This is a genomic window from Bradyrhizobium rifense (assembly GCF_008123425.1).
Taxonomy (GTDB): Bacteria; Pseudomonadota; Alphaproteobacteria; order Rhizobiales; family Xanthobacteraceae; genus Bradyrhizobium; species Bradyrhizobium rifense.
In genome coordinates this window covers 13,704-39,405 of sequence record NZ_VSSS01000011.1, presented here as the reverse complement: position 1 = coordinate 39,405, position 25,702 = coordinate 13,704, and the positions used below count along the sequence as shown (strand labels likewise).

Sequence of the window (25,702 nt, the reverse complement as noted above, 5' to 3'; positions counted from 1 at the left end):
CTGGGTCAGCGTAGCTGATCCCAATGAGCGTAGCGCGTCCGCTACTCCCATTCAATTTCCGAAAATGCTGCGGTTGCGTTGCGAGCGTTGTAGTCGTCGAACAGTTCCCAATGCGACTGCTCGGTGGCGGCTGCCTTCTCGGCCGCGGTCCGGATCGGCTCGCCCTTCCTGTTCGAGGCACGGACGTCCGACAGCAGCGTCGAGAGGTAACGCTGTTCATCGGAGAGCGCGGCAGGCCAGTCGCTCACAGGGCCGTGACCGGGAACGACGCGGACCGCCGGAACGGTCTCCAGCTCCTTCAGCAAAGCAAGCCAGCCGCGAATGCTGCCATCCACCACCGGAATGTGGCGGAGAAAGACCAGATCGCCTGCGAACAGCGTCCTGGTCGTCTCGTCGAACACCGTCAGGTCATTGTCGCTGTGCGCGGCCGGCCATGCCCGCAAGATCAGCCGGCGCGATCCGAGATCGAGCGTCATGGTGTCCTTAACCAGCACAGTCGGCGGCACGATCTTCACGGGATCGATCAGTTCGCCGCCCATGATGCGCCGGAAATTATCGAGATAATACGGCCCGCGCGTCGCCAGCGCCGACGGCAGCTTGCTGTGGCCGACGAAGCTGGTTCCGTCAGCCACAAAGGCCGCATTGCCGAAGACATGGTCGGGATGGCCGTGGGTGTTGATCACGTAACGGATCGGCTTGCTGGTGTGGGCCCGCACCGCGGCCAGCAGCGCCTCGCCTTCACGCAGGCTGCCGCCGGTATCGATCATGGCCACCGAATCCTCGCCGACAATGAAGCCGACATTGGCAATGTCGCCCTCGTTCTCGCGGGTCATCAGGGCGATGGTCCCGGAGTGCACGAAGATTCCCGGTGCGACTTCGCTCACAGGCAATTCGGCTGCCCCGGCGCGTGCTAGCGTCGCGAGCCCCAGCAGGGACAGGGCTGCGATCTTTGACGTGAGATGCGACACTTTTCCGCCTCAGTTCAGGGGTTGCGGCATTGCACTGCAGCACAACAAGCCAACGCAAAGTTTGGCAAAACATGGTGCGTCCTGCGTTGCATGGATAGCATTCGAATGAAATGAGGAGGAAGCGGGATGGAGGCCGGACGACATCGTCGCTGGTTGTTTTCACTGTGTGTGATGGTGGCGTCTTGTGCGATCGGCGACGTTGCCCGCGCGCAGACGACCGATAGTGGTGACCTCTCGTTCGAGCTGGTCGACCCCAAGGTGCTGCGCGTCTGCGCCGACCCGCGCAATCTGCCGTTCTCCAATGAGAAAGGCGAGGGGATCGAGAACAAGCTCGCCGAGCTGTTCGCGGACAAGCTTCAGAAGAAGCTCGACTACGTCTTCTTCCCGCAGGCCACGGGCTTCGTGCGCATGACGCTGGGTGCGCATCGCTGCGACGTCATCATGGGCTTCCCGCAAGGCGACGACCTCGTGCAAGGCACCAATCCGTATTACCGCACGTCCTACGCGCTGGTTGCGAAAGCGGGCAGCGGGCTGGAGGACGTCGACACGCTCGAAGACCCGAAGCTGAAAGGCAAGCATGTCGGCATCGTCGCCGGCACGCCACCGGCGACCAACATGGCAATTGCGGGTCTGATGGGCGATGCAAAGCCCTATCCGTTGATGATCGACACGCGCTACGACAATTCGGCGCAGGCCATGATCGACGACCTCGCTGCCGGCAAGATCGACGCAGGCGTGCTGTGGGGACCGATGGCGGGATACTACGCCAAGAAGGCCGGCTCGCTGCACGTGACGCCGCTGGTGAAGGAAACCACCGGTCCCAAACTGGTCTATCGCATCGGCATGGGCGTGCGCGGCGCCGACCAGAACTGGAAGCGGCAGCTCAACAAGCTGATTCAGGAGAACCAGGGCGAGATCAACAAGATCCTGCTCGACTTCGGTGTGCCGCTGCTGGATGAAAATGATCGGCCGCTCGGTGCGGAGACGGCCAAGAAGGCGCCATGAAGCGGCCGCTTGGCGCTGCGCTCGTCGCCGCCGTGCTGGCGGTGCCGGCCTTGGCGCAGCAGCAGGAGCCGTTCGAGCCAGAGGGCTATCGCACCGACAATTACCGCGCGCCGGTGCCGGCGACGCTGGAAGGCGCGCGCGTGCTGACGACGGCCGAGACCGAGGCGATCTGGCGCGCGAAGAGCGGTATCTTTATCGACGTGCTGCCGCGTGTGCCGAAGCCGAAGAACCTTCCCGCAGGCACGGTGTGGCGGGATGCGCCCCGGAAAAACATTCCCGGCAGCATCTGGCTGCCGGACACAGGCTACGGTGCCTTGGCGCCGGCGATGGACGACTATTTACAGCGCGGTCTCATGCAGGCCTCGCACGGCGACAAGGCCGCGCTGGTGGTGATCTATTGCCTCGCCGATTGCTGGATGTCCTGGAACGCCGCCAAGCGCGCTCTCGCCTACGGCTATTCCAACGTCGCCTGGTATCCCGAAGGGACCGACGGCTGGGAGCATGCGAAGCTGCCAACGGAAGAGGCACAGCCGGAGCCGCGGCCTGAGCAGTAGGTGTGTCGATGAGGGGCGCGCAGCCTCCTCCTCGTCATTGCGAGCGCAGCGAAGCAATCCAGAATCTCTCCGTTGAGGGACTCTGGATTGCTTCGTCGCATCAGCGCAAAATTGCCGTGCAATTTTGTCGCGAGCTCCTCGCAATGACGATGTGGGTGGAGTGTCGCCCTACTGCTTCTGCAGCTTCGTCAGCGTGCCCGTGCCATCCGCGTCGGTCGCGGAATACGTCACCCGATCGCCGGCATGCACGGCATCCAGCATCGCGGCATCCTTGGCCTTGTACTGCTGGAGTGCACCAGCGCCGCCGGCACTGCCGCCGACCGTGCCCTTCTGCGTCTCTTGGATCGAGATCGTGCTGTTGAGCCGATTGATGCTGGTGACCATTCCGGTCATGTCGTCGGCAAAGGCGGGGGATGCGAGCATGGTGATGGCTGCAGCACCTGCGAGGATGAATTTTGCTGTTCCCATCGGGGCCTCCCGGCATTTGGAGATTCACAGGACAAGCCATCTTAGATCGATTTGGTTCCGGCAGATAGCGCGGCAAACATGAATGATCGCGTTGATATCGCGGGAACTTTTATGAAAGCTGTCAGCAAGACTGACGCTATAAGACTGACGCTATTCCATTTCCTGCTGGATGACGCGGCCGAGCGCGAACAGGCGCTGGTCGATCGTGGTCGGAACCTCGCAGACGAATCGCACCACCTTGCGGCGGTCCTCGAAAATGCGGGTCTCCCAGATCAGCTGGTTGCTCATCGCGTCGACCTTGCTGTCGTCGCGCGGCGTGGCGTCCTGCAGCGCCTGGAGCTGGATGGTCTCCTCGCGGATCTTGTCGGCGGCCTCGCGCTGCTTGCGGCTGACGCGTTCGAGCCCACCCATGACCTGGGAGCGCTGGGCATTCAGCGTGTCGAACAGGCCGGCGAACAGCAGTTTTGCGTTGGCGGTCTTGTCGGTCGCGGAGCCGCTCAAAAATTCCTTCACCGACTTCTCGGCCTCGTCCAGCGGCGTCTTGCGCGCGGCCAGCTTCGAGACCAGCGCGCTGATCTTGCTGTCGTCCTTCCACTTGGTCCCGGCGTCGTCGAGCGCAGGACCGGCCCAGACCGCCGCGAGCGAGATCTCAGGTACCTTGGCCTGTGCGCAGGGCCAGTCGGGATAGCGCGGATCGGCTGCGCGTGTGGCGGCGGTCGAGACCGCGAACGCAAGGGCCGCCATGGCAAGTGCCCGAACCATCATCCTTCGCCTCCCGCAGGCCCGCGCCGTGCCAGCCCGCGCGAGGGATCATAGGCATAGATCGCGGCGATCATGAAGACGATTGTGCAAGCTCCGACCACCGCCAACGAGATCCAGTTGATCTGTCCATAGAGCGCAAAACGTATCAGCTCGACCGCATGGGTGAACGGATTGGCCTGGCAGACATAATAGAGATAGGGGCTGCCCTCCTGCACCCGCCAGAGTGGGTAGAGCGCCGAGGAGGCAAAGAACATCGGGAAGATCACGAAGTTCATGACGCCGGCAAAGTTCTCGAGCTGCTTGATGCCGGAGGAGATCAGCATGCCGAGCGAGCCCAGCATCAGCCCGGACAGGATCAGCGCCGGCAGCACCGTGAGATAGCCGATCGGCGGAGGGGTGATGTCCCAGAACCAGGCGATGATCAGGAACGCATAGACCTGGAGCAGCGACACCGCGGTGCCCGCGAGCAGCTTGCAGAACAGCAGGAAACCGCGCGGCAGCGGGCTCACCAGCAGCGTGCGCATATTGCCCATCTCGCGGTCATAGACCATCGAGAGCGAGGACTGCATGCCGTTGAACAGCTGGATCATCGCCATCAGCCCCGGCGCGATAAAGACCTCGTAGAGGATGTAGGTCTCGTAAGGCGGGATGATGGAGATGCCGAGCACCTGGCGGAAGCCGGCGGCAAAGATGAACAGCCAGACCAGCGGCCGCACCAGCGCCGAGACGAAACGCTCGCGCTGATGCAGGAAGCGCAGGCCCTCGCGCCAGACGATGCCGGTGAGGCAGGTCAGGTACTCCGTGGCCGAGAAGCCGCGCGGTACGTCGCGCGAGGTGATGCTGCTCATGCGCCGCCTCCCGGCATCACTTGCGCGCCGGTCAGGCGCATGAAGGCGGTGTTCACGTCCTGCGCGCCGGCCTCGGTGATGACGCGGCCCATCGGGCCCTGCGCCAGCACCTTGCCCTGGTGCAGCACCACGAGGTCGTCACTGGGCATGATCTCGTCGAACAGATGCGTGGCCCAGAGCACGCCGATGCCTTGCTCGGTCACGAGCTGACGAACAATTCTGATGATATCGGCCCGCGCCTTGACGTCGAGCCCGACGGTCGGCTCGTCCAGCAGCAATAGCCGCGGCCGATGCAGCAGCGCGCGGGCGATCTCTAGCCGCCGCATCTGGCCGCCGGAGAGATCGCGCACCTTGCTGCCGGCGCGGTCGGAGAGGCCAATGCGTGCGAGCAGTTCGGCGCTGCGCGCGGCCGCCTCGCGACGGCTGATGCCGTGGAGGGCGGCGTGATAGAGCAGGTTCTGCGTCAGCGACAGATCGAGATCGAGCGTGCGCGGCTGGAACACGACACCGAGCAGCCGCAGCGCCTCGCCGGGCGTGCGGCTGATGTCATGGCCGAAAATGCCGACGCGGCCGGTCTGGATGCCGAACAGCCGCGTGATCAGCGAGAACAGCGTGCTCTTGCCGGCGCCGTTGAGGCCAAGCAGGGCGGTGAAGCTCGCAGGTCTCACGTTGAAGGAGACGTCGATCAGCGCCCGGCGCGGCCCGTAGGAATGGCTGACGCCGTCGATCGACAGTGCTGGCACCGCGGCGGGATCGGGCCGTGGCGTCTCGCGAGGTTCGGCGATGGGGGCGGGGCTGGTCATGGTGCGATCGTGATGCCCCAGGGCAGCTCGCCCACCTGAATGGTCTTGATCACTTTTTGCGCAGCGACGTCGATGACGGAGACATCGTTGGAGACGCCGTTGGTCACCAGCAGATATTTTTCGTCCGGCGTGAACGCCATGTGCCAGACGCGCTGTCCCACCAGCAGATATTTCGTCACCTTGCGCGTGGCGACATCAACCACGGCGACGCGGTTGGCGGGGCCGAGCGCGACGAACGCTGTTTTATCATCCTTGGTCATGCCGATGCCGACCGGCTGGATTGCCTCCTTCCTCAAGCCCGGAATCTCGAAATTGACCTTGCCAATCACCTCGTGCTTCTGCGGATCGACGATCGACACGGTGCCGCCGATCTCGGAGGACACCCACAATTCGGACGCGTCGTGCTTGAATTCGGCAAAGCGCGGCCGCGCATCGACCAGCACGTTGGCGACGATCTGGCGCGACGCGGTGTCGATGAAATGCGCCATGTTGGTCGTCTCGGACGTGTTGATCAGGATCTTTCCGTCGGGGCTGATGGTCATGCCTTCGGGCTCGACACCGACCTGGATGTCGCCGAGGCGTGCGCGCTTCTCGAGATCGATCACCGTCACCGTATTGTCGTTCTCGTTGGCGACATAGAGTGTCTTGCCCGCAGCATCCTGAGTGAATAATTCCGGGTCAGGCCCGGAGGGCAGGGTGTCGACAACGGCTTGCGTCTTGGCATCGATCACTTGGATGGTGTCGTCGTCGCCGACCGCGACCATCACGAATTTGCCATCGCGGGTGAACTCGATGCCGCGCGGGCGCTGGCCGACCTTGATGGTCTTGGTCACCGTCCAGCTGTCGGTGTCGATCACCGACACCGTGTTGCTCTTTTCGTTCGAGACATACGCGATGAAGGCATGCGCGGGCGCTGCGACGAGCACCAATCCGGACAGCAATCCCACGCGCCACATGCGCAACATTCCACTGCGTGTTGGTTGCACCTCCCCCGCTTGCGGGGGAGGTCGCATCGCATCGCGAGATGCGATGCGGGTGGGGGCTCTTTCCTCTTGGGGGGTCTCGCGCGTGGAGACACCCCCACCCCGACCCTCCCCCGCAAGCGGGAGAGGGGGCGCAGCATCGTCGCGGTGGCAGCTAGAACTCATCTCACAATGCTCATTTCAGCTTGCATTTGCTCTCCGGACGATCATAGCCGAGTGTGTCGAGCTCGGAGACCTGGTGCAGAAATCCTTCCTGCGGCGACACCGACACCACCATGCGGCCGTCGACCAGCAGGATCGGTTGGCGGAGCTGGAGATTCCAGTCGCGCAGCGTCAGCTTGGTGCCCTTGAAGGCGGCGACGGAGAAATCCGGTCCCTTGATGAAATCGGTGACCTTCTTGACGTCGCCGGAATTGGTGCGCGAGGTGGCCTCGCCGATCATGCGCACGGCTGTCCAGGCCTGCATGTCGAGCGCGGTCATGCGCCGCGAATTCAGCTTCATGAAGCGGTTCTGCATCTGCGTCGCGCCCCATTGGTCCTGCGCGGCGTCCCAGCTGCGCGGCACCAGGCCGGCCGAGCCCGCGACGGGGCGGGGATCCCAGGTGCGGTAAGGCAGATAGGCTGCGAACACCTCGCTCTCGTCGGCGGCGACCAGCACGTCATAGGCGGGGGCCTGCTGCGTGAACACTGGCATCTGCCGCTGGATCAGTGTCACGCCCGAGTCCGTGCGGCGTGCGCCGCCGGTGTCTTCAAAGGTGCGCTCCTGCACAATCTTGGCGCCGAACCGCGTCGCTGCGCGGCGGAGCGCATCGGCGTAGAGCTTGTCCTCGTCATGCGAGCCGACCACCAGCAGCCAGCGCGGCCATCGCTTCCACACGAGGTACTGGCCGAGCGCATCGGCCAGCATCGATCGCGTCGGCGCGCTGTGGATCACATTGGCGCGGCAATCGGCCTCGCGCAGCCGCTCGTCGATGGCGCCGGCGTTGAACAGCAGCGTGCCGCGGTCGCGCAAGGCGTCGGCGACCTTCAACAGCGCATCGGCCGGCAGGTTGGTGATGACAAAGCCGTTGTGCTCGGCAAGCGCGGTCGCGGCCTGGACCACGTCCTCACCTTCCTTGATGCGCCGCTCTTCCAGCACAAAACGCTGATTGAGGAATTTGCCGGTCGTGTTGTTGTCCTCGATCGCGAGCTTCGCGCCGGCGACGCCGTCATTGTCCGCGGGCTGCTCGACCAGCGACAGCGTCGATCGGGTGCCGGCGACACCGAGATAGCCGACACCGATCGTGACCGGGTCGGCCGCGAGCGCTTGCATCGCTGCCAGACACAGGCCGATCGGGCCGAGCAACCATCGGATCATGCTTCCTCCTGACGTTCTCCCCGGCTTGACCGTCGGTAAAGAATTGTCTCTCTTGAAGCATGACCGATTTGGCCGGGCTTGCAACCCCGCATTTGGTCCCCACGCGGGCACGCCGGGAATCACGATCATGCGAGCGCTGATATGTTTCGCGGCTTTGCTGCTGATGGGTTCGCAGGCAGCCGCCGATCCGCCAAAGCTCGCCGTGTTCGATTTCGAGTTGATCGACACCAGTCTGCCGGGCGAGTTCTATGGCTCGAAGCCTGAGGAAGCGCGGCTCGCGCATATCAGCGACCAGCTGCGCAAGGAGCTGGCTGAATCAGGCCGGTTCCAGCTGCTCGATATCGCACCGGTGAGGGATGCCGCGCGTCACGCCAATCTGCAGGCCTGCGGTGGTTGCGACCTCAAGCTTGCCGGACAGGAGCGGACCTCGAGATCACCGGCATGGTGCAGAAGGTCTCCAACCTGATCATCAATTTGAATATCTATCTGCGCGACGTGAAGACCGGCAATATGATCACGGCAGCAAGCGCCGACATGCGCGGCAACACCGACGAATCCTGGTCGCGCACGATGGGCTATCTGATCCGCAACCGCCTGCTCGCGCCGAATTATGGAAAGCCGGAGTAGAAGGGCGTTCTCACCCCTTCAGCCGCTCCGCATGCCAGTGCAGATGATCGCTCATGAACGTCGAGATGAAATAATAGCTATGGTCATAGCCCGGCTGACGCCGCAGCGTCAGCGGGATGTTGGCCTTGTTGCAGGCCGCCTGCAGCAGCTCGGGCTTGAGCTGCTCTTTGAGGAAATTGTCGGCCTCGCCGACGTCGACCAGAAAGCCTGAATATTTCGCGCCGTCCTCGATCAGCGCCACTGTGTCATGGCTGCGCCAGGCAGCCTTGTTCGGCCCGAGATAGCCGGTCAGCGCCTTGATGCCCCACGGCACCTGCGATGGCGCCACGATCGGGGCAAAGGCGCTGGCCGCGCGATAGCGGTGCGGGTTGCGCAGTGCCACGGTCAGCGCGCCATGGCCGCCCATGGAATGGCCCATCACCGATTGCCGCTTGGCATCGACGGGAAAATTTCCCGCCACGAGCTTTGGCAGCTCGTCGGTGACGTAGCTCCACATGCGATAATTGCGTGCAAACGGCGCTTCCGTGGCGTCGACATAGAAACCGGCGCCCAGGCCGAAATCATAGGCGTTGTTGGCATCGCCCGGCACGTCGGGCCCGCGCGGACTGGTGTCGGGCGCGACGAAGATCAGGCCGAGCTCGGCGCAGGCTTTGCGGAATTCGCCCTTCTCGGTGACATTGGCATGGGTGCAGGTGAGGCCGGAGAGATACCAGACCACGGGCAGCTTGGCGCCGTCGCCATGTGGGGGAACATAGACCGAGAACACCATGTCGGTTCCGGTCGCCTGGCTCGCATGGCGATACACGCCCTGCACGCCGCCATAGGAAGTGTTGGTCGAGACAGTCTGGATCGTCATGCCGGTTTGCTCCGTGGCATCTCACCACATCAAGAATGCAATGCTGTGTGACCGAATTAGTGGCGCGCTTTCAGGCGACACCGCTGTCGATCGCCAGCCGCACCAGCTCGACCGAGGTCTTCACCCCGAGCTTCTGGCGCATGATTGAGGAGGTGTTGGCCACCGTTTTGTAGGACGATTGCACCAGCCAGGCGATCTCGGACAGGCTTTTTCCCGCGCTAAGCAGCCGCAAAATCTCCATCTCGCGCGCATTCAGCTTCGATAGCGGGCTTTGCGCCAGCGTCGGCCCTGCGAAGGCGATGCTGCGCGCGATCGCGCTCGGCAGATAAGTGCCGCCGCCGCCGACGGTGCGGATCGCCTCGACGAGATCGTCGGGATCGCCGGTCTTGGAGACGTAGCCCTTGGCGCCGCACTCGATCGCGCGCGCGGCAAAGGCCGGGTCGTCGTTCATGCTGAACATGATGATGCGGGCATCAGCCGCGCGCTCGAGGATGCGGCGCGCAAGCTCGAAGCCGGAGACGGTCGGCAGGTTGATGTCGATGACGCAGAGGTCGGGGCGCTCGACGATGAAGACGCACTCGCCGTCCTCGGCGTCGGCGGCTTCCAAAATCTCGATCTCGCCTTCGTCGGCCAGCACGGCACGGCAGCCGGAGGCGACAATGGGATGATCGTCGACGATCAGAATGCGCATAGGCGTTCCCCGCGACAGCGCCGGCCTGTGTTCGCGCCGCATGATGCCAAGCGAGACACAAGCGCGTCTCATGTCGGATCATGCAACCCGGCCGGGATTGCTGTACGCTTCCGATTAGATATCGGGCGCTTCGTCTCTGTCAACGCTATCGGACGGGCGCGTGCGATCCTTCGTGGGGCAGGCGAGAGCAATGTGGCAAAATCTATCCTTGCGTGGGCGCATCAACCTCCTGCTGGCGCTGCTGCTTGCGCTCGGGCTCGCCGTCAACATCGCCCGCGAGGTCGCGGAGGCCGGTCCCCGCGTGCAGGCCGAGGACCAGAGCGTGATCCGGCTGGCGCGCGAATTCATCGAGATGATCGTTGCCGATCTCAACGAGGCGCCGGATCCCGATGCCAGGCTGAACCAGATCGCGCGAGACCTCAATCGGCTCCGCCATGTCAGCATTGCGCTCCGTGACGCCGGCGGGAACCCGCTGACGCCGCCTCGCACTGAGGCCGATGACGACACGTCTGGGCCGCCGACCTGGTTCGTCAGCCTGGTTCATCCCGAGCAGACTGCCGTCAGCGTGCCAGTCTCGGTCCATGGCATGCCCGGCTCGCTGGTGATCACCTCGCATCCCAATGACGAGATCGCCGAGATCTGGGACGCCATCGTCACGCAGCTCGAGGTCGGTTCAGTGATCGCGATCGTGCTGTTCCTGGTGATGATGAATGTCGTCGGCCGGGCGCTCGCGCCGCTCCAGTCATTGACACAGACGATGGGCGAGCTCGAGGGCGGCCGTTACGACGCGCGTGCGGTGCCCGGCGGCGCGCCCGAGTTAGCTGCGATCTGCACCAAGCTCAATCATCTCGCGGCGACGCTTGGTGAGGCGGTCGAGGACAAGCGGCGGCTTGCCGAGCGCGCAGTGTCGCTCCAGGACGTCGAGCGCAAGGAGATCGCGCGCGAGCTGCATGACGAGTTCGGGCCGTATCTGTTTTCGCTGCGCGCGCATGCGAGTGCTCTGGCGAAGCTCGCCGACGGACGCGCACCGAGTGCCGATGCCGTGCGAAAACACGGCGGCGCGCTTCTTGAACAGATCAACGCGCTGCAGCAGTTCACCCGTCGCGTGCTGGAACGCTTGAGGCCCGTCGGCCTCGCCGAGCTCGGTCTCGGCAAGGCGCTGGAATCGCTGTCGCGGCTGTGGCGGGAATCGCATCCCGATGTGACCATCGAGACCACGATCTCGCCGGCGCTTGGCGTTACGGGCGAGACCGCCGACCTGACGATCTATCGCGTCGTGCAGGAGGCGCTCACCAACGCGTTCCGCCACGCCGGCGCGACCGCGATCAATGTGGTGATCGAGCCGGCGGAGCAGCCGGGCCGCGACGGCCGCGGTTGCGCCCGGGTCCGGGTCAGCGACAACGGCCACGGCATGGAGCCCGGCCAAAAACTCGGCTTCGGCCTCGTCGGCATGCGCGAGCGCATTCTGGCGCTGGGCGGCACGCTCAACGTGGCAACAGGCGAGGGCGGCGTCACCGTGGAGGCGCTGGTTCCGACCGCGGCGGCCTGATTGCACCCGGCTAAATCGAGGAAAATTCCCGATCGGGAAAAATTCCCGATTTTGTCGGGAAAACGGGAGCGGATAGTGCCCGACCTTTTGTGGCTGGTCCAAGAGCCGCCGCCGAATACACTCGTCACGACCAAACGGCGAAAACCAAAACAGCCGAAGGTGACGGGTGGGACAATGGGAATGCGCAAGCTGGGGCACATGCGACGTCTGCTGATGGCCTCGGTCTCGACCGGGCTGGTGTCTGGACTGTGTTTCGGGACCAACGCCCGCGCTGCGCAGGACGAGGAGACTAACGTCCAGAATCTGCCTGCGGTCGAGGTGGTGGCACCGCAGCCAGCCGCACGGCGTGCCCCGTCGCGGCCGGTTGCACGGACCGCTGCGAGCGTCGGCAAGCCCACGGCCCCCCGGATCTACGTCTACCCGACCTCACCTGGTGCCTCCGGCAGCATTGATGTCGACAAGATCCCGGCGAGCGTCAACGCGGTCGATCCGTCCCAGATCAAGCGCACCGGCTCGCTGAACATCGGCGATGCGCTTCAGCAATATGTTCCCGGCGTCAATCTCAGCGAAGTCACCGGCAATCCGTTCCAGCCCAACATCGAGTTTCGCGGCTATGTCGCCTCGCCGCTGGCCGGCACGCCGCAGGGCCTCGCCGTCTACCAGAACGGCGTGCGCATCAACGAAGCGTTCTCCGACTCCGTGAACTGGGACGCGATCCCGACCGCGGCGATCCGCTCGGCCACGATCGTCACCAACAATCCCGCTTTCGGTCTCAACGCGCTCGGCGGCGCCGTCAACCTGCTGATGAAGGATGGCTTCACCTATCAGGGCGCCGAGATCGACGTCATGGGCGGCTCGTTTGGCCGTATCCAGGGCTCGGCGCAATGGGGCAAGAAGATCGACAACAACTGGGCGGTGTATGGCGCGATCGAAGGCGCACATGACAGCGGCTTCCGCAATTTCTCCGCGTCGGAGATTCGCCGCTTCTACGGCGACGTCGGCTACCGCTTCGAGGGCAACGAATTCCACGTCAACATGGGCGTTGCCGACAACCATCTGGCCGGGCCGAGCACCGTGCCGATCGAACTGCTCCAAAATTACTGGGGCGCGACCTACACCACGCCGCAGACCACCACCAACAAGGTCGGCTACGTCAATTTGACCGGCAAGGTCGAGGCGACGCCGACCTGGACCTTCGAAGGCACCGCGCATGTGCGCGGCTTCAATCAGAAGACCCAGGACGGCAACCCGACCGATGCCCAGCCCTGCGCCGATCCGACAACACTGTGCTTCGGCGACGACTCCACGCCCGCCTTCGGCCTCAACGGCGTCCAGCTCGCCAATCCGTTCGCGGCGGGTACGGTGCTCGGCGAGATCGATCGCACCACGACGCGTTCGACCTCCTTCGGCATCTCCGGCCAGGCGACCAACAGCGACAGGCTGCTCGGGCACGAGAACCGTCTCGTATTCGGCGCCAGCTATGACGCCAGCGTGACGCATTTCGACGCGAGCTCCGAGCTCGGGACGGTGGGCGAGAACTATGTCGTCACCGGCAGCGGCATCTTTCTGGGGCAGTCGGGCAATCCGACCTCGATCGGCCCGGTGTCGCTGCGTACCGTCAACCAGTATCAGGGCCTCTATGCGCTCGATACGTTCAACGTGACGGACGCCTTCGCGATCACCGGCGGCGGACGCTTCAATGCCGCTCGTGTCACGCTGGAGGACCAGCTTGGCACCGCGCTGAACGGCGACCACACCTACAACCGTTTCAATCCCGTGATTGGCGGCACCTACAAGATCACGCCGGAGCTGACCGCCTATGCCGGCTATTCGGAAGCCAACCGTGTGCCGACGCCGCTCGAGCTCGGCTGCGCCGATCCGAACAATCCCTGCCTGATCGCGGCCTTCCTCGTCTCAGACCCCGATCTGAAGCAGGTGGTGTCCAAGACCGTGGAAGCCGGCTTCCGCGGCACCAAGGAATTGGCCATCGGCTCGCTCGGCTGGAAGATCGGCGGATTCCGCGCGACCAATTATGATGACATCCTGGCGCTGCCGATCGCGGGCCTGCAGGGTTTTGGCTTCTTCCAGAATGTCGGCTCGACGCGCCGGCAGGGTCTTGAAGCCGAGATCAGCCTCAAGTCGAACGAGGTCCAGTTCCACGCGAGCTATGCCTTCGTCGACGCGCGTTTCCTCGATGCACTCGACGTCGCCTCCAACAGCCCGACGGCCGTCGCCAATGGCGGCATCATCTCGATTGTGCCGGGCAACCAGATCCCGGCCATCCCGCGCCATCGCATCAAGGCCGGCATCGAATATGCCGTCACCGACGCCTGGAAAGTCGGCGGCGATGCGCTCTGGGTCTCGAGCCAGTATTATGTCGGCGACGAAGCCAATCTGGAGACCAAGCTACCGGGCTATGCCGTGTTCAACCTGCACACGTCCTACCAGGTCACCAAGAACCTCCAGATCTACGGCAAGGTCGACAACGTCTTCGACAATCGCTACGCGACCTACGGCACATTCTTCGACACCACCGCGCTGCCGAACTTCGCCAACGGCGGCAACAATTTCAACGACCCTCGCTCGCTGAGCCCGGCAAGGCCGCGTGCGTTTTACGCGGGGGCGCGGGTGACGTTCTGAGGCGGGCTGGAGGAGCGGAGGCCCGCCCAAATTCTGCGCCTCGTTCGTTGGAGCCCGGAATGACACGGGCCGCACGATTAACCGTTCCTTAGCGCTAACCGTGCGGATGATCAGCGCGGAAAGATCAAGGGAGACTGCTCCCATGCTGAAGGACGGGACCTACGCGGCTTGGTACAAGACGCCGCTCGACCAGGGCACCGGCATCGTCCATGTCGCAGACGGCCAGATTTGGGGCCGCGACAGCCTCATGACGTATCACGGTTCGTGCAAGGTCGATGGCGATCGCTTCACCGCAACCGTGTCGACGAAGCGTCATACCGAAGGACGTGTCACCGTCTTCGGCGTCTATGATGAACTGACGCTGGACATCGAGGGCACGTGCCCCGACAAGATCGCGACCTACACGGCGACGGCCGGGCAGGCGGGGGGAATAGTCCTCCAGGGAACGCTCATCCTGGCGGAACAGCCGGTGGCACCTGAACGAACTGGGGAGGCCCCGGCGTTCGATCCCGGCAAGCTTCCAAAGCTGCCGAAACGCCCGCGCTGATCATATCGCGGCCCGCCGCATCGCCTGCATCGACATGTCGCGCCCGGGGGCCGCGCAATTCTGCATCCTCAAACTCCGGTGCCGGCGCTTTTCAAACCGCCTGCGCCCCGTCCGCTCGTTTTCACCCGGCTGAGAGAGGGTGGCTCGCCGCGAAGCGGCGAGCCGGGGTGAGGGGGCTCTCAGCGGCCGCAGGCCTTTTATGCAGGCTTGCGCGCGACGTTCGAGGATTGCGGGGGCCCGATCATCCCCTAAGGTCGTTCCGTTAGACCTGCCATCGCCATCGCCGTTCTGAGTTCGTGCACCGTCGCTGTTCCCGCGCCGGCGGCCTGGAACGCCAGAGGGGCCGGATTCAGCGGAAGCCGCGTCACGTTGGCCGGGCCGCGCGGCGGCTCGAATATCATCGCCTGGCTTGCTCCGAATGGAATCCGGTCGAGCTGCCGAATGGCGCTGCGCATCTCGCGCAATCCCGCATTCAGAGGCATCGCAAGGGGCCGCTGATCGGACCAGACACCGAGCGCGCGGGCTGCATCCGGCAATCCGGCTCCGGTCTGCCATGGATGGCCGACAGGCTGCGCCGTATCCTTCAGAATTTGGAACAGTCGTTCGACCCGGTGGGCATCCTTGGCGATGAAGCTGCCCTTGAAGTCGGCGTGGTCGGCGAGGATCAAGGCTGCAAGCGCGGCAACGTGAGCTGCTGCGAGCGAGGTGCCGTCGCAGACGGCGTAGCCGTCCGGCGACTGGCAGGCAATGACTGCAACACCGGGCGCGCACAGGTCGAGTTCGGACCCGCGACAGGAAAACGGCGGTACAAACAACCCGCCCGCCGCCGCGCTGGCGGCTGCGGCCTGCGCCGCCTGCGGACTGTCTTCCGGGAAGCTTCCCATCCGTCCGACCGCACCGACTGCCATGACATGCGGGGAACAGGCCGGAAACAGTACGCCCTCTCCGGAGTTGCCGGCAGCGGCAATGATGCTGACGCCTTGCTGCTTGGCCATGGCAATGTGCTGCGCAACCAGCACGGAGCCGCGCTCGCAACCGACTCCGACGCACGCCACGTCGATGCCGTTTTGCAGGCAATCATCGAGCGCCGCGATCAGGTCGCTGCAACGGGCATCGAGCGGAAGCTTGTAAACATGCAGCTCGCTGTCCGCGGCGTAGCCGCGGATGCCGTGATCGGCCTGCGCAGCCGCATTGATGATGCCTGCGCAAGGCGTGCCGTGGCCAGTGACGTCCTTTGACCATGAGCGATCTTCGCCACTTCGGGCATCGATACCGTGCTCGATGTCAGCCAATTGCTTGTGGCTGGTCGCCACGCCGCTGTCGATGAGTGCGATCTTGACGTCGGCTCCACGGCAGTGGTCGGGAATCTGATCGAAGCGCATCGCGTCGCCACCCCAATCCAGCCCGCCAGGCAGCGGCAACGGCCTCAGGGTGAAGGAGTTCACCGCACCGGTCTCGATATTGGGCCGCTGTTGCCACCAGCCCCAATGGCCGGAGCGTGCGATGACGAAAATGGCGGCGATGGTTTCCGGCACCTCGTCCCGCAGCGTCAGATCGATGTTGCCATCACGGTCCGTCCGTCCCTGGACCGACGCCTGCTCGCCGACGAGCTGCACAGTTGCCTGTTCCACGGGCGCACCTGCTTCGCTGAGGACCCGGATCGTCACCTTGAAGTCCGGCCCGAGCGCGGTCATCGTCGCGGCCGCCGGGATGAAAGAGGAGGCCGGGCGGGCAAAGGATGCAGCTCGCAGATGGCTGTCCGGCTCGATGATCAAGCTGCCGGCCGTGGAGCGGCGCAACGCGGCGGCGGCTTCGTCAGGCATGCGCACGATCGCAATTGGCGGGCCACTGACGCCGCGCTGGTCATGGGTCCACAGGATGTTGCCGAACTGGTTGAGTTGTTCGGCCAGCGTTTGAGCGCTGACGCCGGGGCCCGCTGGCGCGATCATGTATTGAGTGCTGCGCGCTGGTTTACGTCGATTGTCGCTCGAGGTCGGTCGCGCATCATCTGGACTTGTTGCCATGGCGTCGCCTCCTTTGATTTCAGTGGATGGAAGATTGCGTGCGATCGATCAAGGCCTGTCGCAGCAACGGAAGGCGGGGATCTGCCGCGCGGGCGGCTTCGATCGCGCGATAGGCGAAATAGATCAGGTTGAAGGCCTGCGCAAAATCCCGCTCGGTAAACTTGTTGGCTGCCTGGGTGACGATCGAGACACAGTTTTCGAGGCCCGGATGCTGTGCCGCGTTGGCCTCGAGATAGGCAGAGAGCGAGCGCAGCGATTCTGCGATCATGTCTCCGACCATGTTTTCGGCCGCCTGATGATCGAGCACCGGGTTCGGCATCGGGAAGTTGCCGGGCACGGTTCGGAACGGCTGCTCGAGCGTGTGCGACTGCAGGCGCAAGAGCAGCGGCATCAAATTGCTGAGCAGGCCTACGAGCTGCTGAATGTCAGGGGAGTGGCGCTGTGACGCGGGTGCGGCGGAGGGATTGGAATCCGACATGAGGGTTCTCCTTCGGAGGAAGCATGCGCAACGGCAGGCGCGACCGCCGCCTTGGGCGGCGGTCGCGCCTTACCGCGCGGTCAGATCATCCGCTGCTGGCCGTAGGCCTGAAGGTTGCCGATAACCTGGGGAATGACGCCGATCAGCTGCCGGGTGATGTCGGCGACGTCTTGCTGCGTCAGCTGTCGCTGCTGGCCCGAGCCCGTCTGACCGCCGAATGCCGCCTGGAACTGCGGCGCGCCGAACTGCGTACCCCACATCTGCCCAGGCTGAGTCTGCGTGGGACCGAATTGACCGGGGCCTCCGAACTGACCCTGACCGGGACCGCCGTGCATGGCCGAATGCTGCATTTGGGGCTGGCTCTGCAGCATTCCCACGATCTGCGGCACGATCGGCAGGATCTGCCGCACGACCTCGCTCACGTCTTGCGGACTTAGCTGCCGTGGCGTCTGGCCGTAAGCCGCATAGCCCATTCCTGCGAACGGAGTCTGAGCTTGCGCGAGAATTTGAGGCAGCGCCGGTATCAATTGCCGCACGACCTCATTCACGTCCTGTGGCGAGAGCTGGCGCTGTTGTCCGCCCCAGTTCTGCTGACCCCCGCCCGTCTGCCCGCCCCAGCCGGGGCCATATCCAGACGCACCAAAGGCCGGCTGACCGCCGAACTGCCCGTATTGCTGTCCATAGGCCGCCTGGCCCAATCCAAGACCGCCTCCTCCATACTGTTGGCCGCCTTGCTGTTGGCCGCCTTGCGGACCGAATGCTCCCGCTCCCCACTGTTGGGGACCGGACTGTCCGAATGGCAAACCATGCGCGAGGTTCTGTTGCAGGGTGTCATAATAGGTCATCGCTTGGTCTCCGATGGTGGTGCCCTCAGCCCAAAATTCTGCCAAGGCCGGTCGCATGCGCGACCCCTTCGCTGGCAATAGTTGTCCGTCACGCCGGTGCGACGGCGTTGGAGCTTCAAGTTCAAATGCTTGGCACGGAAGTCTCAGCCGCAAGCAATGTCGCTCCGCCTGGGAGGCGCGAGTTGCGTCCTCTCAAGGAGACATACCGACGGTAAGATGCTTTAGAGCGGCTAATTAGCCGTCGAGAGATATGGGAGCGGAGTTTCCTCGCTGGCACGGTGGCCAGCGATTTATCGTTTATCTCTTACGTCCGCTCAGACGCTTGGCAATTACGCTGGCTTCTCCCCAGTTCTGCAAATGAGCAGAGACGCAAAAAACGTACTGGCGTCGAAATAGTTTCGCGAAAGAGCGGCGATATTTTGGCGGCAATCAAACTCCGTAAAAATTCGAGCCGCGCGGATTTTCGTCAGCGCTCTTTGCTTGGTCAGCGAGCCTTCCGATGTGCATCGGTGTCAACTTCAGCGAATGCTAGAGCATGATCCGGAAAAGTGAGAAGCGGTTTTCCGAAAAGATCATGCTCAAGCAATAATCTAAAGCGCGATGACGATTCATCCCGATCTCTTCGCGCTTTAGTAAGCGAGGTTGAGCAATGCGCCGACGCGCTCGTAGGTGGCGGGATGACTGCGAAGCAAACGCACCGGATCATGCACGAATGCGGACGTGCGGCTTGGTGCAGAGCCGGTGTGATGGCGCTCCAGCTTGTCGAGTGCGGCGATGAGCGCTCGAGAGTTGCCGGTCAGTTCGAGCGCCGTTGCATCTGCATCCAGTTCGCGAACGCGCGACAGAGCAAGTCCGAGGAGCTGGCCGAGAGCTGGTGCTGCGCTCAGCAGCATCGCCAATGGCCGGCTCGATGTCATGCCGCCGTGGTGATAGCTGGTTCGCAGCAGCGCGAGACCAGCGAGCGATGTCCAATCGATCGCGTGTCGCAACGCTGTCGCCCAGCCCATCGTCCAGGCGTCATTATTGCGGATATGAGCGACTTCATGGGCCAATATCCCGGCAATCTCGTCGCGCGTCAGGTTGCGTAGCAGGCCTTCGGTCAACACGATGGCACTGCGTTCCGGTCCGCCGAGCGCATAGGCATTCATGTCGCGCGGTGCCGGTAGCCAATAGAGATCCGGCAATCGCACCAGGCCGGCCCGGCTGCAAACCTTTGTCAGCATGGCGAACAGGTCCGGCACCTCGGCAGGGGACAGCAGGCGGGCGCCGAACCAGCGATACACGTTCTCGCGCGAGATGATCGTTTCGTCGGGGCGGGGCGTGCTTCCCAACAGCGCCCGCTGCATGCCCTCGGCTCCGCCGGCGATCCAGCCGCAGACGGCGAGTAGCAATGTCATTGCAAGGATCGCCAATTGAGAAGATTGATGGTTCGCAGCCTGATGGGCGTGCCGCCGATGCCGCAACGGCGACGAGTCTCTCGAACTCAGCTCGATACGGCATCGCAGGAAGAGGCCCGCCTCTCCCGACGGCCAGTGGATCTCAGCGGTGACGGTAGGGCCGTGCCGTAAAACGCGCAGCATCTCTCGCGGCGCATGATGCACCAGAGCGAACGAAACGCTCGGCGCGAGGCCGGCAACGACATCTTGGCCGGGCCGATCACCACGCAACGCCATCGGGCTTACGCCAGCGTGAATCATCCCTGTCCCCTCGTCCACCTTCAAAGCGAAAAGTTACGGATCTCCCGGTGTCTTGTCATGCGAGTTTCATGCCTTGGACACAGAAAAGTCCCGGTATCCACACGGGGGAACGTCCGATCCGCTTCGGCGCGAGCCGTCCGGATGAGACCTCAGGAACCGGGTTCTATTCAAGCTAAACCATGGTTTGGTCCGATAACGCCTTATCGGCGCTCCACGCCGGAGACGACAGATGCGAGCGTCGGCTGCAGTCGAGACAACCAGGGACATCGCTTCTCAAATCGGCCGGAACTCGTCATTGTGCCGGGCCCGAAACGATGGAAGTGGAGCAGTACCAATGCCGGACAAGTTCTCGCGTCGCCAGTTCGCGAAGATCGCGGGGCTTTCCGCAGCCGGAATGACGGCCCCCCTGGAGCTCGCCGACGCCATGCCGGCAGCGGTGTCGCGTAGCGCCGGCGGCTTTCCGCAAAACTTCCTCTGGGGCACGGCGACCTCGTCGTATCAGGTCGAGGGCGCGGTCGACGTGGACGGGCGAGGGGCCTCGATCTGGGACAAGTTCGTCCGCATCCCCGGCAAGATCGAGGACGGCACCACCGGCGACCGCGCCAACGAGCATTATCACCGCTACAAGGACGATATCGCGCTGATCAAGGAGCTCGGCTGCAAGGCCTATCGCTTCTCGGTGGCCTGGCCGCGGGTGTTTCCAGACGGAGACGGCAAGCCGAACCCGAAAGGGCTCGACTTCTACGATCGCCTGATCGACGAGCTCCTGAAGAACGGCATCGAGCCGTGGCTGACGCTCTATCACTGGGACCTGCCGCAATCGCTGCAGGACCGTTTCGGCGGCTGGCGCTCGACCGAGACCTGCAAGATCTTTGGCGACTATGCGGCCTATGTCGCCGAGCACCTGACCGATAGGGTCAAGAACGTTTTCACGCTGAACGAGAGCGGCCGCTTCGTCTATTTCGGCTACGGCGTCGGCATCGATGCGCCCGGCCTGACCCTGCCGCAGGCCGAAGTGAACCAGATCCGGCACAACAGCGCGCTCGCGCATGGGCTTGCGGTGCAGGCGGTGCGCGCCCATGGCCGCCGCGGCACGCGCGTCGGGCCGGCCGAAAACATCGATGCCTGTAGTCCCGCGATCGATACGCCCGAAAACATCCGCGCTGCCGAGATTGCGTTGCGCGAGATGAATGCCGGCTATCTCAACGTCATCATGACGGGCCGCTACACCGATGCGTTCCTGCAGTACGCTGGCGCCGATGCGCCGAAATACACCGAGGCCGAGTTGAAGATCATCTCTTCGCCGGTCGACTTCCTCGGCCTCAACATCTACGCACCGCAGCACTACATCGTCGCCTCCGACCAGGGCGCGGGCTTCATGCCGCTGCCGGTCCCGAAAGACTTCCCGCACATGAATTCGAACTGGCTGCGCATCGGCCCCGAGACGATCTACTGGGTGCCGAAGCTGGCTGCCAATATCTGGAAGACGGATGCGATCTATATCAGCGAGAATGGCACGTCCGGCGACGACCAGGTGATGCAGGACGGCAAGATCTACGATACCGACCGCATCATGTATCTGCGCAACTATCTCGCCCAGCTCCAGCGCGCCACCGCCGAGGGCGTACCGGTGCGCGGCTATTTCCTCTGGAGCCTGATGGACAATTTCGAATGGGTGTTCGGGCTCAACAAGCGCTTCGGGCTCTATCACGTCAATTTCGACACCCAGGTGCGCACGCCAAAACTCAGCGCGAGCTTTTACCGCAACGTGATCGCGAACAACGCGGCGGGGGCGTGATCTCACTCCCGCATCCCCGTTGCGGTCGATCGGTTCGTTGATCCCCAAAAAGCAACGGCCGCCCGTGAAGGGCGGCCGTTATCATTCGATATCCGATTTGCGATCGCCGGCTGACTAATGTCCCGGGAAGCCGGGGAAACCCGGGAATCCCGGCTCTCCGTGCTCCGCGAACTCGAAGAAGTCGAAGAGATCGCTGATCGCCGGGCTGTTCAGGGGAACATAGGGATTGCGGAACTCGGCGACCGGGTTCGGGAAGTTGTCGCGACTGCGATGCGTGATGGTCGGCAGCTGCCAGTTGCGCTCGATGAATTTGATGATCGAGACGTGGTCGGCGTAGTCGTGCGAGATGTGGCCCGGTTTCACCAACGGCGACACCACGATCAGCGGGATGCGGGTGCCGTCGCCGAAGAAGTCGAGCGGCTGCACGTAGCCCGAGTCGTAGTAGCCGCCGCCTTCGTCGAAGGTGATGAAGATGGCGGTGTCCCGCGCGTAGGGCGAAGCCTGGACCTGATCGACGATCTTCTTGGTGAAGCCTTCGAACAGATCGAGCTTGGAGGATGCCGGGTGGCCGTCGACGAAGCCGCTCGGCTTCACGATCGAGACTGCAGGCAGGGTGCGAGCGGAAATATCTGCGTACAGTTTCGTCGAGTCGTGCAGGTGCTCGGCAACCTGGTCCGGATGCGACATGATGGACGTGTCGTACTGGAACGGATTGCAGATGTTGCAGTATTCATCCGCGGTCGGGCCCGCCGCGCCCCAATTGAGCTGGTACGGATCGTCGACGTAGTTGTCCCACTGGTCGCCGTAGTACTTCCACGAAATATTCTTGTCGTTGAGGAGGTCGCCGATGCTGCGGGTCGACGACGGCGGGATGGTGAAGGGCGTATTCGACGGATTGTGGTCGATGTAGGCGTTCTTGCCGTTGCCGAACCAGCCCGGATTATAGTTGTTCAGCAGGTAATAGTGGCCGGGCTCGCAGTGGGGATCAATCGGGCGAGGCAGTGACTGCAAATAGTCCCGGATCGGCTTGACGCCGGGCTGGTTGGGATCGGAGCAGTCGCTGTACGATCCGCCGCCGGAGGCCGGCGCGACAGAGAACGGGGGCGGAAAGCCGGAGTTGAAGCTGTTGCCGTAGCCATCCTCGGTGTACCAGTTGTTGGTATCGGACGCCGGATTGGGGTTTTCGATCATATGGACGATGCCGGCATCGGGGGTGCCGCCGAAGACCTGCACCCCGTTCGGCGGCGCCGCCGGCTTGCCGTCGGAGTCGCTGAACCAGAGCGCGTCGGCATGGCCGAACATGATGTGGTTGGCGCCGGTGCCGCCATTGACGGATTGGTGGAAGTTGTCGCTGATCGCGTACTTGTCGGCCAGGCTCGTGAAATAGGGCGCGTCACCCTTTTGTACGTTGTAGAAGCCGAGCGCGGTCGAACCTTCTCCCGTGGTCACTGCACCTGGCGCATACTGGGTGCTGAAGGTCTCGGGCTGCGCGGCGCCGTTGGCACCGGCACCGACGGTCACTTCGACCCAGGCGAACAGATTGCCGGTGCAGCCCGAGGGATTGTCCCGGCTGGCGGCGCCCTTGGCGCAATTCAATTGCTGCCACATCTGATAGAAGCGGTGCACCGGGCTCGCTGCATAGCTTTCGTAGAGGAACGTGTTGCCGTTGGTCAGCTGAAACGGGCCGGCCGGCAGACTGTTGACGGAGGTGATGCGCTGGTCCGGCGTCTTCGAGGTCTGGCCGGTGCCACCGGTCAACAGTGAAGGATAGTAGCTCGGGTCCAAGCCGGTTTCCGATTGCTGCGCAAGCGTCAGGCTCGCCTGGCACTGCGAGATCGGCGTGCTGCCGCACTTGTTGGGGATGTAGGAGACCTGGGGCCCGCCGACCAGCGGGGCCGGCAGCTGGTCGTTGGGGAAAGTCTGCTTTGGCGGGCTCAGCAGAAACGCGTCCTTTGAACCGATGTCCTTTGCGGCCAGCTGATGCGCCTGTTCGAAGTTGGGGCCTGGAACCGCATTCTTGTTGGCGTCGAGCTTGATGATGCCCCTGGAGAGCAAATTGTCGACGCTGTGACGACGCTCCTTCGGCACGTAAGTCGCGAACACGTGGTCGAAGCTGCGGTTCTCGCCGATGATGACGATGACGTGCTTGATCGGCGACCGCGTGTATTGATCGGCGGGGGTCGGCACGCCGCCGGCAAGCACCGGGTTCATGCAGAATTGCCCCATCGCCAGTGCACTCAGCCCGACGCGGCAACCATTCAGCAAACGTGACTTACGCCTATTTTGGCTCATTCTGCTCTCCTTTGGTAAAGTTGTTGATCTGACGACTGGGTGGAAACGGCGGTGCGGGCCGGCTCGACGCGGATTCGTCCCATCATGCCGTTGTCCTCGTGCTCGAGGAGGTGGCAGTGGTAGACGAAGGTGCCGACGATGTTCGGGTCGCGAAAATCCATGCGCAGCCGCACGCTCGGATATTGCAGCATGCGGCTGTTGTAATAGGGGACGTTGACGGTATCGCGCACGAACGGCTCGTTGACCTGCAAGCCCGACCATTCGCGCAGCTCGAAGTGAAGCTGGTGGGTGTGGAAGTCGTGCAATTCCGTCGAGCGGTTCTCGATGATCCAGTCCTCGACGTCGCCTTGCATGACGACGATGTCCGCAATGTCGGAACCCGCATCGAACGGTTTTGGCTTTTCGCCATCCACGGTGATGTAGAACGTCACAGGGCTGTTGGGATCGTCCGGATTGGTCGGTTGCTCGGAGAAGTACAGTTTCCTGACGCGCGCCGGCGCAACGTCTCCGATCCAGGGTCGAACGGCTGATGGCAGCGGCTGCGGATTTGCCGGCAGCCTCGATTGCGGTTCGGGCGCATCGGCCGCGGCCGTGATCGACAGGAGTGCGCGGTTGGGATCGTTTTCACCGGCCGGCCCGGTATCGACCGTTCGCGTCACCAACAGTGCCGGTACGCCGAGCGGCGGACCTTCGACGATGAATTCGACGCGGGAGCCGGGCGGCACACCGATGCGATTGACCCACTCGACCGCAGGCGCCGGGCTGCCGTTGAAATGGACCGGCACGCCATCGATGGCGACGATGCCGAGCGGTTGCGGCGCGCGCCGGAACACGACGGCGAGATTCAGATAGGTGATCGCCGAGGCGTTGAGAACGCGCCACAGCTGTCGCTCACCCGGCTTCATCTTCAACGATGCCGGCGGATAATCGGGATAAGGCACCGGCACGAAGTTGACGGACAGGTCTTTCGCCGGCCTGCCGAAGCCGGTGCCGTTGTTGGTGGTGTCACCGTCACTGTCGAGCTGATTTTTCGGGACGATCGGCTCGGATTTTGCGGGCGGTGCATCGGGGTTCAAAAGGTCGAGGTCGCGGATCACCAGGACCCGCTCGGGGAGGTCAGCCAATTCCGGCGCAGCCCGCTCGACGCCCTCGATGATCAGCGCGCCCGACGCCCCGCCGAGCACCTGCGCCTTGCTGTAGCCGTGAATATGCGGGTGATACCAATAGACTCCGGGGGGCTCGTCGGCGGGAATGCGCAACCGGTATTCGAAGGGCGGATCGTCCGGCTGGATCGAGGTCTTCAGCACATCGTCCTGATGGCATACCGGCGGCGCCGTCAGCCCGTGAAAGTGCAGGTTGGCCGATGTCGCTCGCATGGCGTCGCTGCCGCACGGATCCGAGATCTTTTTTGACACACACAACGGCGCGGGGAACGGCAGCGCTTGCGGCTGTTCCGCAGCCGGGCGTGCCGGCGCAAGCTCGGTCAGATCATTCTTGAAGCGCACGATCAGCAGATCGCCCGGCTTGACCCGCAATGTCGGCGACATCTCCCCATCGGGCGTCAGGTAGCAGTAACGGGTCGAGCCGTCCGGCTGCTTGCTGTTGTGAATGGCCAGATCGACCTGTAGGACGCCGTCGTGGCTGCGAAGGTCCTGCGGTTCCTGTATCGCGCTTCCGGACGTCGGCCGCTGACAGGCTTCGCGTTGCGGCTGTGAGGGCTGAGTAAATCCGCTGGTTCCGAGCAACGTCACGAAGCTGATCGCTCCAAGCCCCGACATTGCGAACCAGGCCACGACAGCGAACACGCCAAGCGGCCATCGTCGTGTCGATTGATTGCGGCTGATCCGACCAAGCCAACCACATGAGCGCGCTCCGGATTCAATCATAGACAGACCCGGATCTCGCTTCGC

The 25,702-nt window shown here is 63.6% G+C and carries 21 protein-coding genes and 1 pseudogene; 7 read left to right on the top strand and 15 right to left on the bottom strand.

All coding sequences use genetic code 11. The features are described 5' to 3' along the window. Nucleotides 1–41: 41 nt before the first annotated feature. Nucleotides 42–968 carry a quinoprotein relay system zinc metallohydrolase 2 gene (locus FXB40_RS05015; RefSeq protein ID WP_148771099.1) on the bottom strand — a complete coding sequence of 309 codons (927 nt, stop codon included), beginning with the start codon at nt 966–968 and terminating at the stop codon, nt 42–44. Between the two features lie 171 nt (nt 969–1,139). Between FXB40_RS05015 and FXB40_RS05010 the strand changes: the two genes are divergently transcribed. After that, nucleotides 1,140–1,973, top strand: a complete 834-nt coding sequence (locus tag FXB40_RS05010; RefSeq protein WP_246207394.1) for a substrate-binding domain-containing protein — start codon at nt 1,140–1,142, stop codon at nt 1,971–1,973. Next, the gene (locus FXB40_RS05005; protein WP_148771097.1) at nt 1,970–2,527 is read left to right on the top strand and encodes a PQQ-dependent catabolism-associated CXXCW motif protein; all 558 of its coding nucleotides are present in this window, start codon (nt 1,970–1,972) and stop codon (nt 2,525–2,527) included. The genes FXB40_RS05010 and FXB40_RS05005 overlap by 4 nt, the downstream gene beginning before the upstream one ends. A gap of 168 nt (nt 2,528–2,695) precedes the next feature. On the opposite strand, the gene FXB40_RS05000 is transcribed toward FXB40_RS05005, so the two are convergent. From FXB40_RS05000 to FXB40_RS04975, 6 genes are all read right to left on the bottom strand, one after another. Beyond that, nucleotides 2,696–2,995: a copper-binding protein gene (locus tag FXB40_RS05000; protein WP_148771096.1), complete on the bottom strand. Its 300-nt coding sequence runs from the start codon at nt 2,993–2,995 to the stop codon at nt 2,696–2,698. A gap of 150 nt (nt 2,996–3,145) precedes the next feature. Then, nucleotides 3,146–3,760, bottom strand: coding sequence for a hypothetical protein (locus tag FXB40_RS04995; RefSeq protein WP_148771095.1), 615 nt, complete (start codon nt 3,758–3,760; stop codon nt 3,146–3,148). Next, nucleotides 3,757–4,605, bottom strand: coding sequence for an ABC transporter permease (locus tag FXB40_RS04990; protein WP_148771094.1), 849 nt, complete (start codon nt 4,603–4,605; stop codon nt 3,757–3,759). Before FXB40_RS04990 ends, FXB40_RS04995 begins: the two co-directional genes overlap by 4 nt. Further along, the gene (locus FXB40_RS04985) at nt 4,602–5,408 is read right to left on the bottom strand and encodes an ABC transporter ATP-binding protein (protein ID WP_148771093.1); all 807 of its coding nucleotides are present in this window, start codon (nt 5,406–5,408) and stop codon (nt 4,602–4,604) included. Before FXB40_RS04985 ends, FXB40_RS04990 begins: the two co-directional genes overlap by 4 nt. Next, nucleotides 5,405–6,373, bottom strand: a complete 969-nt coding sequence (locus FXB40_RS04980; RefSeq protein ID WP_187436674.1) for a YVTN family beta-propeller repeat protein — start codon at nt 6,371–6,373, stop codon at nt 5,405–5,407. Before FXB40_RS04980 ends, FXB40_RS04985 begins: the two co-directional genes overlap by 4 nt. 193 nt (nt 6,374–6,566) lie before the next feature. Beyond that, nucleotides 6,567–7,748: an ABC transporter substrate-binding protein gene (locus tag FXB40_RS04975; protein WP_148771091.1), complete on the bottom strand. Its 1,182-nt coding sequence runs from the start codon at nt 7,746–7,748 to the stop codon at nt 6,567–6,569. Nucleotides 7,749–7,807: 59 nt separating this feature from the next. On the opposite strand from FXB40_RS04975, the pseudogene FXB40_RS04970 reads away from it, so the two are divergent. Then, nucleotides 7,808–8,375: pseudogene (locus FXB40_RS04970) on the top strand (DUF3280 domain-containing protein). A 10-nt stretch (nt 8,376–8,385) separates the two neighbouring features. Here the strand turns inward: FXB40_RS04970 and fghA are convergent. Beyond that, a complete protein-coding gene (gene fghA, locus FXB40_RS04965) occupies nt 8,386–9,231 on the bottom strand; it encodes an S-formylglutathione hydrolase (RefSeq protein WP_148771090.1) in 846 nt (281 codons plus the stop codon). 70 nt (nt 9,232–9,301) lie between these two features. Further along, complete coding sequence (locus FXB40_RS04960) at nt 9,302–9,922, bottom strand: response regulator (RefSeq protein WP_027534106.1); 621 nt, start codon at nt 9,920–9,922, stop codon at nt 9,302–9,304. Nucleotides 9,923–10,112: 190 nt separating this feature from the next. On the opposite strand from FXB40_RS04960, the gene FXB40_RS04955 reads away from it, so the two are divergent. From FXB40_RS04955 to FXB40_RS04945, 3 genes are all read left to right on the top strand, one after another. Next, complete coding sequence (locus FXB40_RS04955) at nt 10,113–11,471, top strand: histidine kinase (RefSeq protein WP_148771089.1); 1,359 nt, start codon at nt 10,113–10,115, stop codon at nt 11,469–11,471. Between the two features lie 174 nt (nt 11,472–11,645). Then, the gene (locus FXB40_RS04950) at nt 11,646–14,111 is read left to right on the top strand and encodes a TonB-dependent receptor (RefSeq protein ID WP_148771185.1); all 2,466 of its coding nucleotides are present in this window, start codon (nt 11,646–11,648) and stop codon (nt 14,109–14,111) included. Nucleotides 14,112–14,253: 142 nt separating this feature from the next. Further along, the gene (locus FXB40_RS04945) at nt 14,254–14,658 is read left to right on the top strand and encodes a hypothetical protein (protein WP_148771088.1); all 405 of its coding nucleotides are present in this window, start codon (nt 14,254–14,256) and stop codon (nt 14,656–14,658) included. Between the two features lie 248 nt (nt 14,659–14,906). Here FXB40_RS04945 and FXB40_RS04940 read toward each other — a convergent pair whose 3' ends face one another. The 4 genes from FXB40_RS04940 to FXB40_RS04925 all read right to left on the bottom strand — a co-directional run bounded on the left by FXB40_RS04940 (nt 14,907) and on the right by FXB40_RS04925 (nt 19,702). Next, the gene (locus tag FXB40_RS04940; RefSeq protein WP_148771087.1) at nt 14,907–16,682 is read right to left on the bottom strand and encodes a S8 family serine peptidase; all 1,776 of its coding nucleotides are present in this window, start codon (nt 16,680–16,682) and stop codon (nt 14,907–14,909) included. A gap of 19 nt (nt 16,683–16,701) precedes the next feature. After that, the gene (locus FXB40_RS04935; protein ID WP_148771086.1) at nt 16,702–17,160 is read right to left on the bottom strand and encodes a hypothetical protein; all 459 of its coding nucleotides are present in this window, start codon (nt 17,158–17,160) and stop codon (nt 16,702–16,704) included. Nucleotides 17,161–17,240: 80 nt separating this feature from the next. Beyond that, nucleotides 17,241–18,005 (bottom strand): hypothetical protein, encoded by a 765-nt coding sequence (locus tag FXB40_RS04930; protein WP_148771085.1) that lies wholly within the window; start codon nt 18,003–18,005, stop codon nt 17,241–17,243. A 629-nt stretch (nt 18,006–18,634) separates the two neighbouring features. Then, a complete protein-coding gene (locus tag FXB40_RS04925) occupies nt 18,635–19,702 on the bottom strand; it encodes a M48 family metalloprotease (protein WP_148771084.1) in 1,068 nt (355 codons plus the stop codon). Between the two features lie 334 nt (nt 19,703–20,036). On the opposite strand from FXB40_RS04925, the gene FXB40_RS04920 reads away from it, so the two are divergent. After that, on the top strand, nt 20,037–21,500 hold the full coding sequence (locus FXB40_RS04920; protein ID WP_148771083.1) for a GH1 family beta-glucosidase: 1,464 nt from the start codon (nt 20,037–20,039) through the stop codon (nt 21,498–21,500). Nucleotides 21,501–21,614: 114 nt separating this feature from the next. Here FXB40_RS04920 and FXB40_RS04915 read toward each other — a convergent pair whose 3' ends face one another. Together FXB40_RS04915 and FXB40_RS04910 are read right to left on the bottom strand one after the other, a co-directional pair. Next, nucleotides 21,615–23,792: an alkaline phosphatase family protein gene (locus FXB40_RS04915; protein ID WP_148771082.1), complete on the bottom strand. Its 2,178-nt coding sequence runs from the start codon at nt 23,790–23,792 to the stop codon at nt 21,615–21,617. Then, nucleotides 23,789–25,597, bottom strand: coding sequence for a multicopper oxidase family protein (locus tag FXB40_RS04910; protein ID WP_210352127.1), 1,809 nt, complete (start codon nt 25,595–25,597; stop codon nt 23,789–23,791). The genes FXB40_RS04915 and FXB40_RS04910 overlap by 4 nt, the downstream gene beginning before the upstream one ends. Nucleotides 25,598–25,702 lie beyond the last annotated feature (105 nt).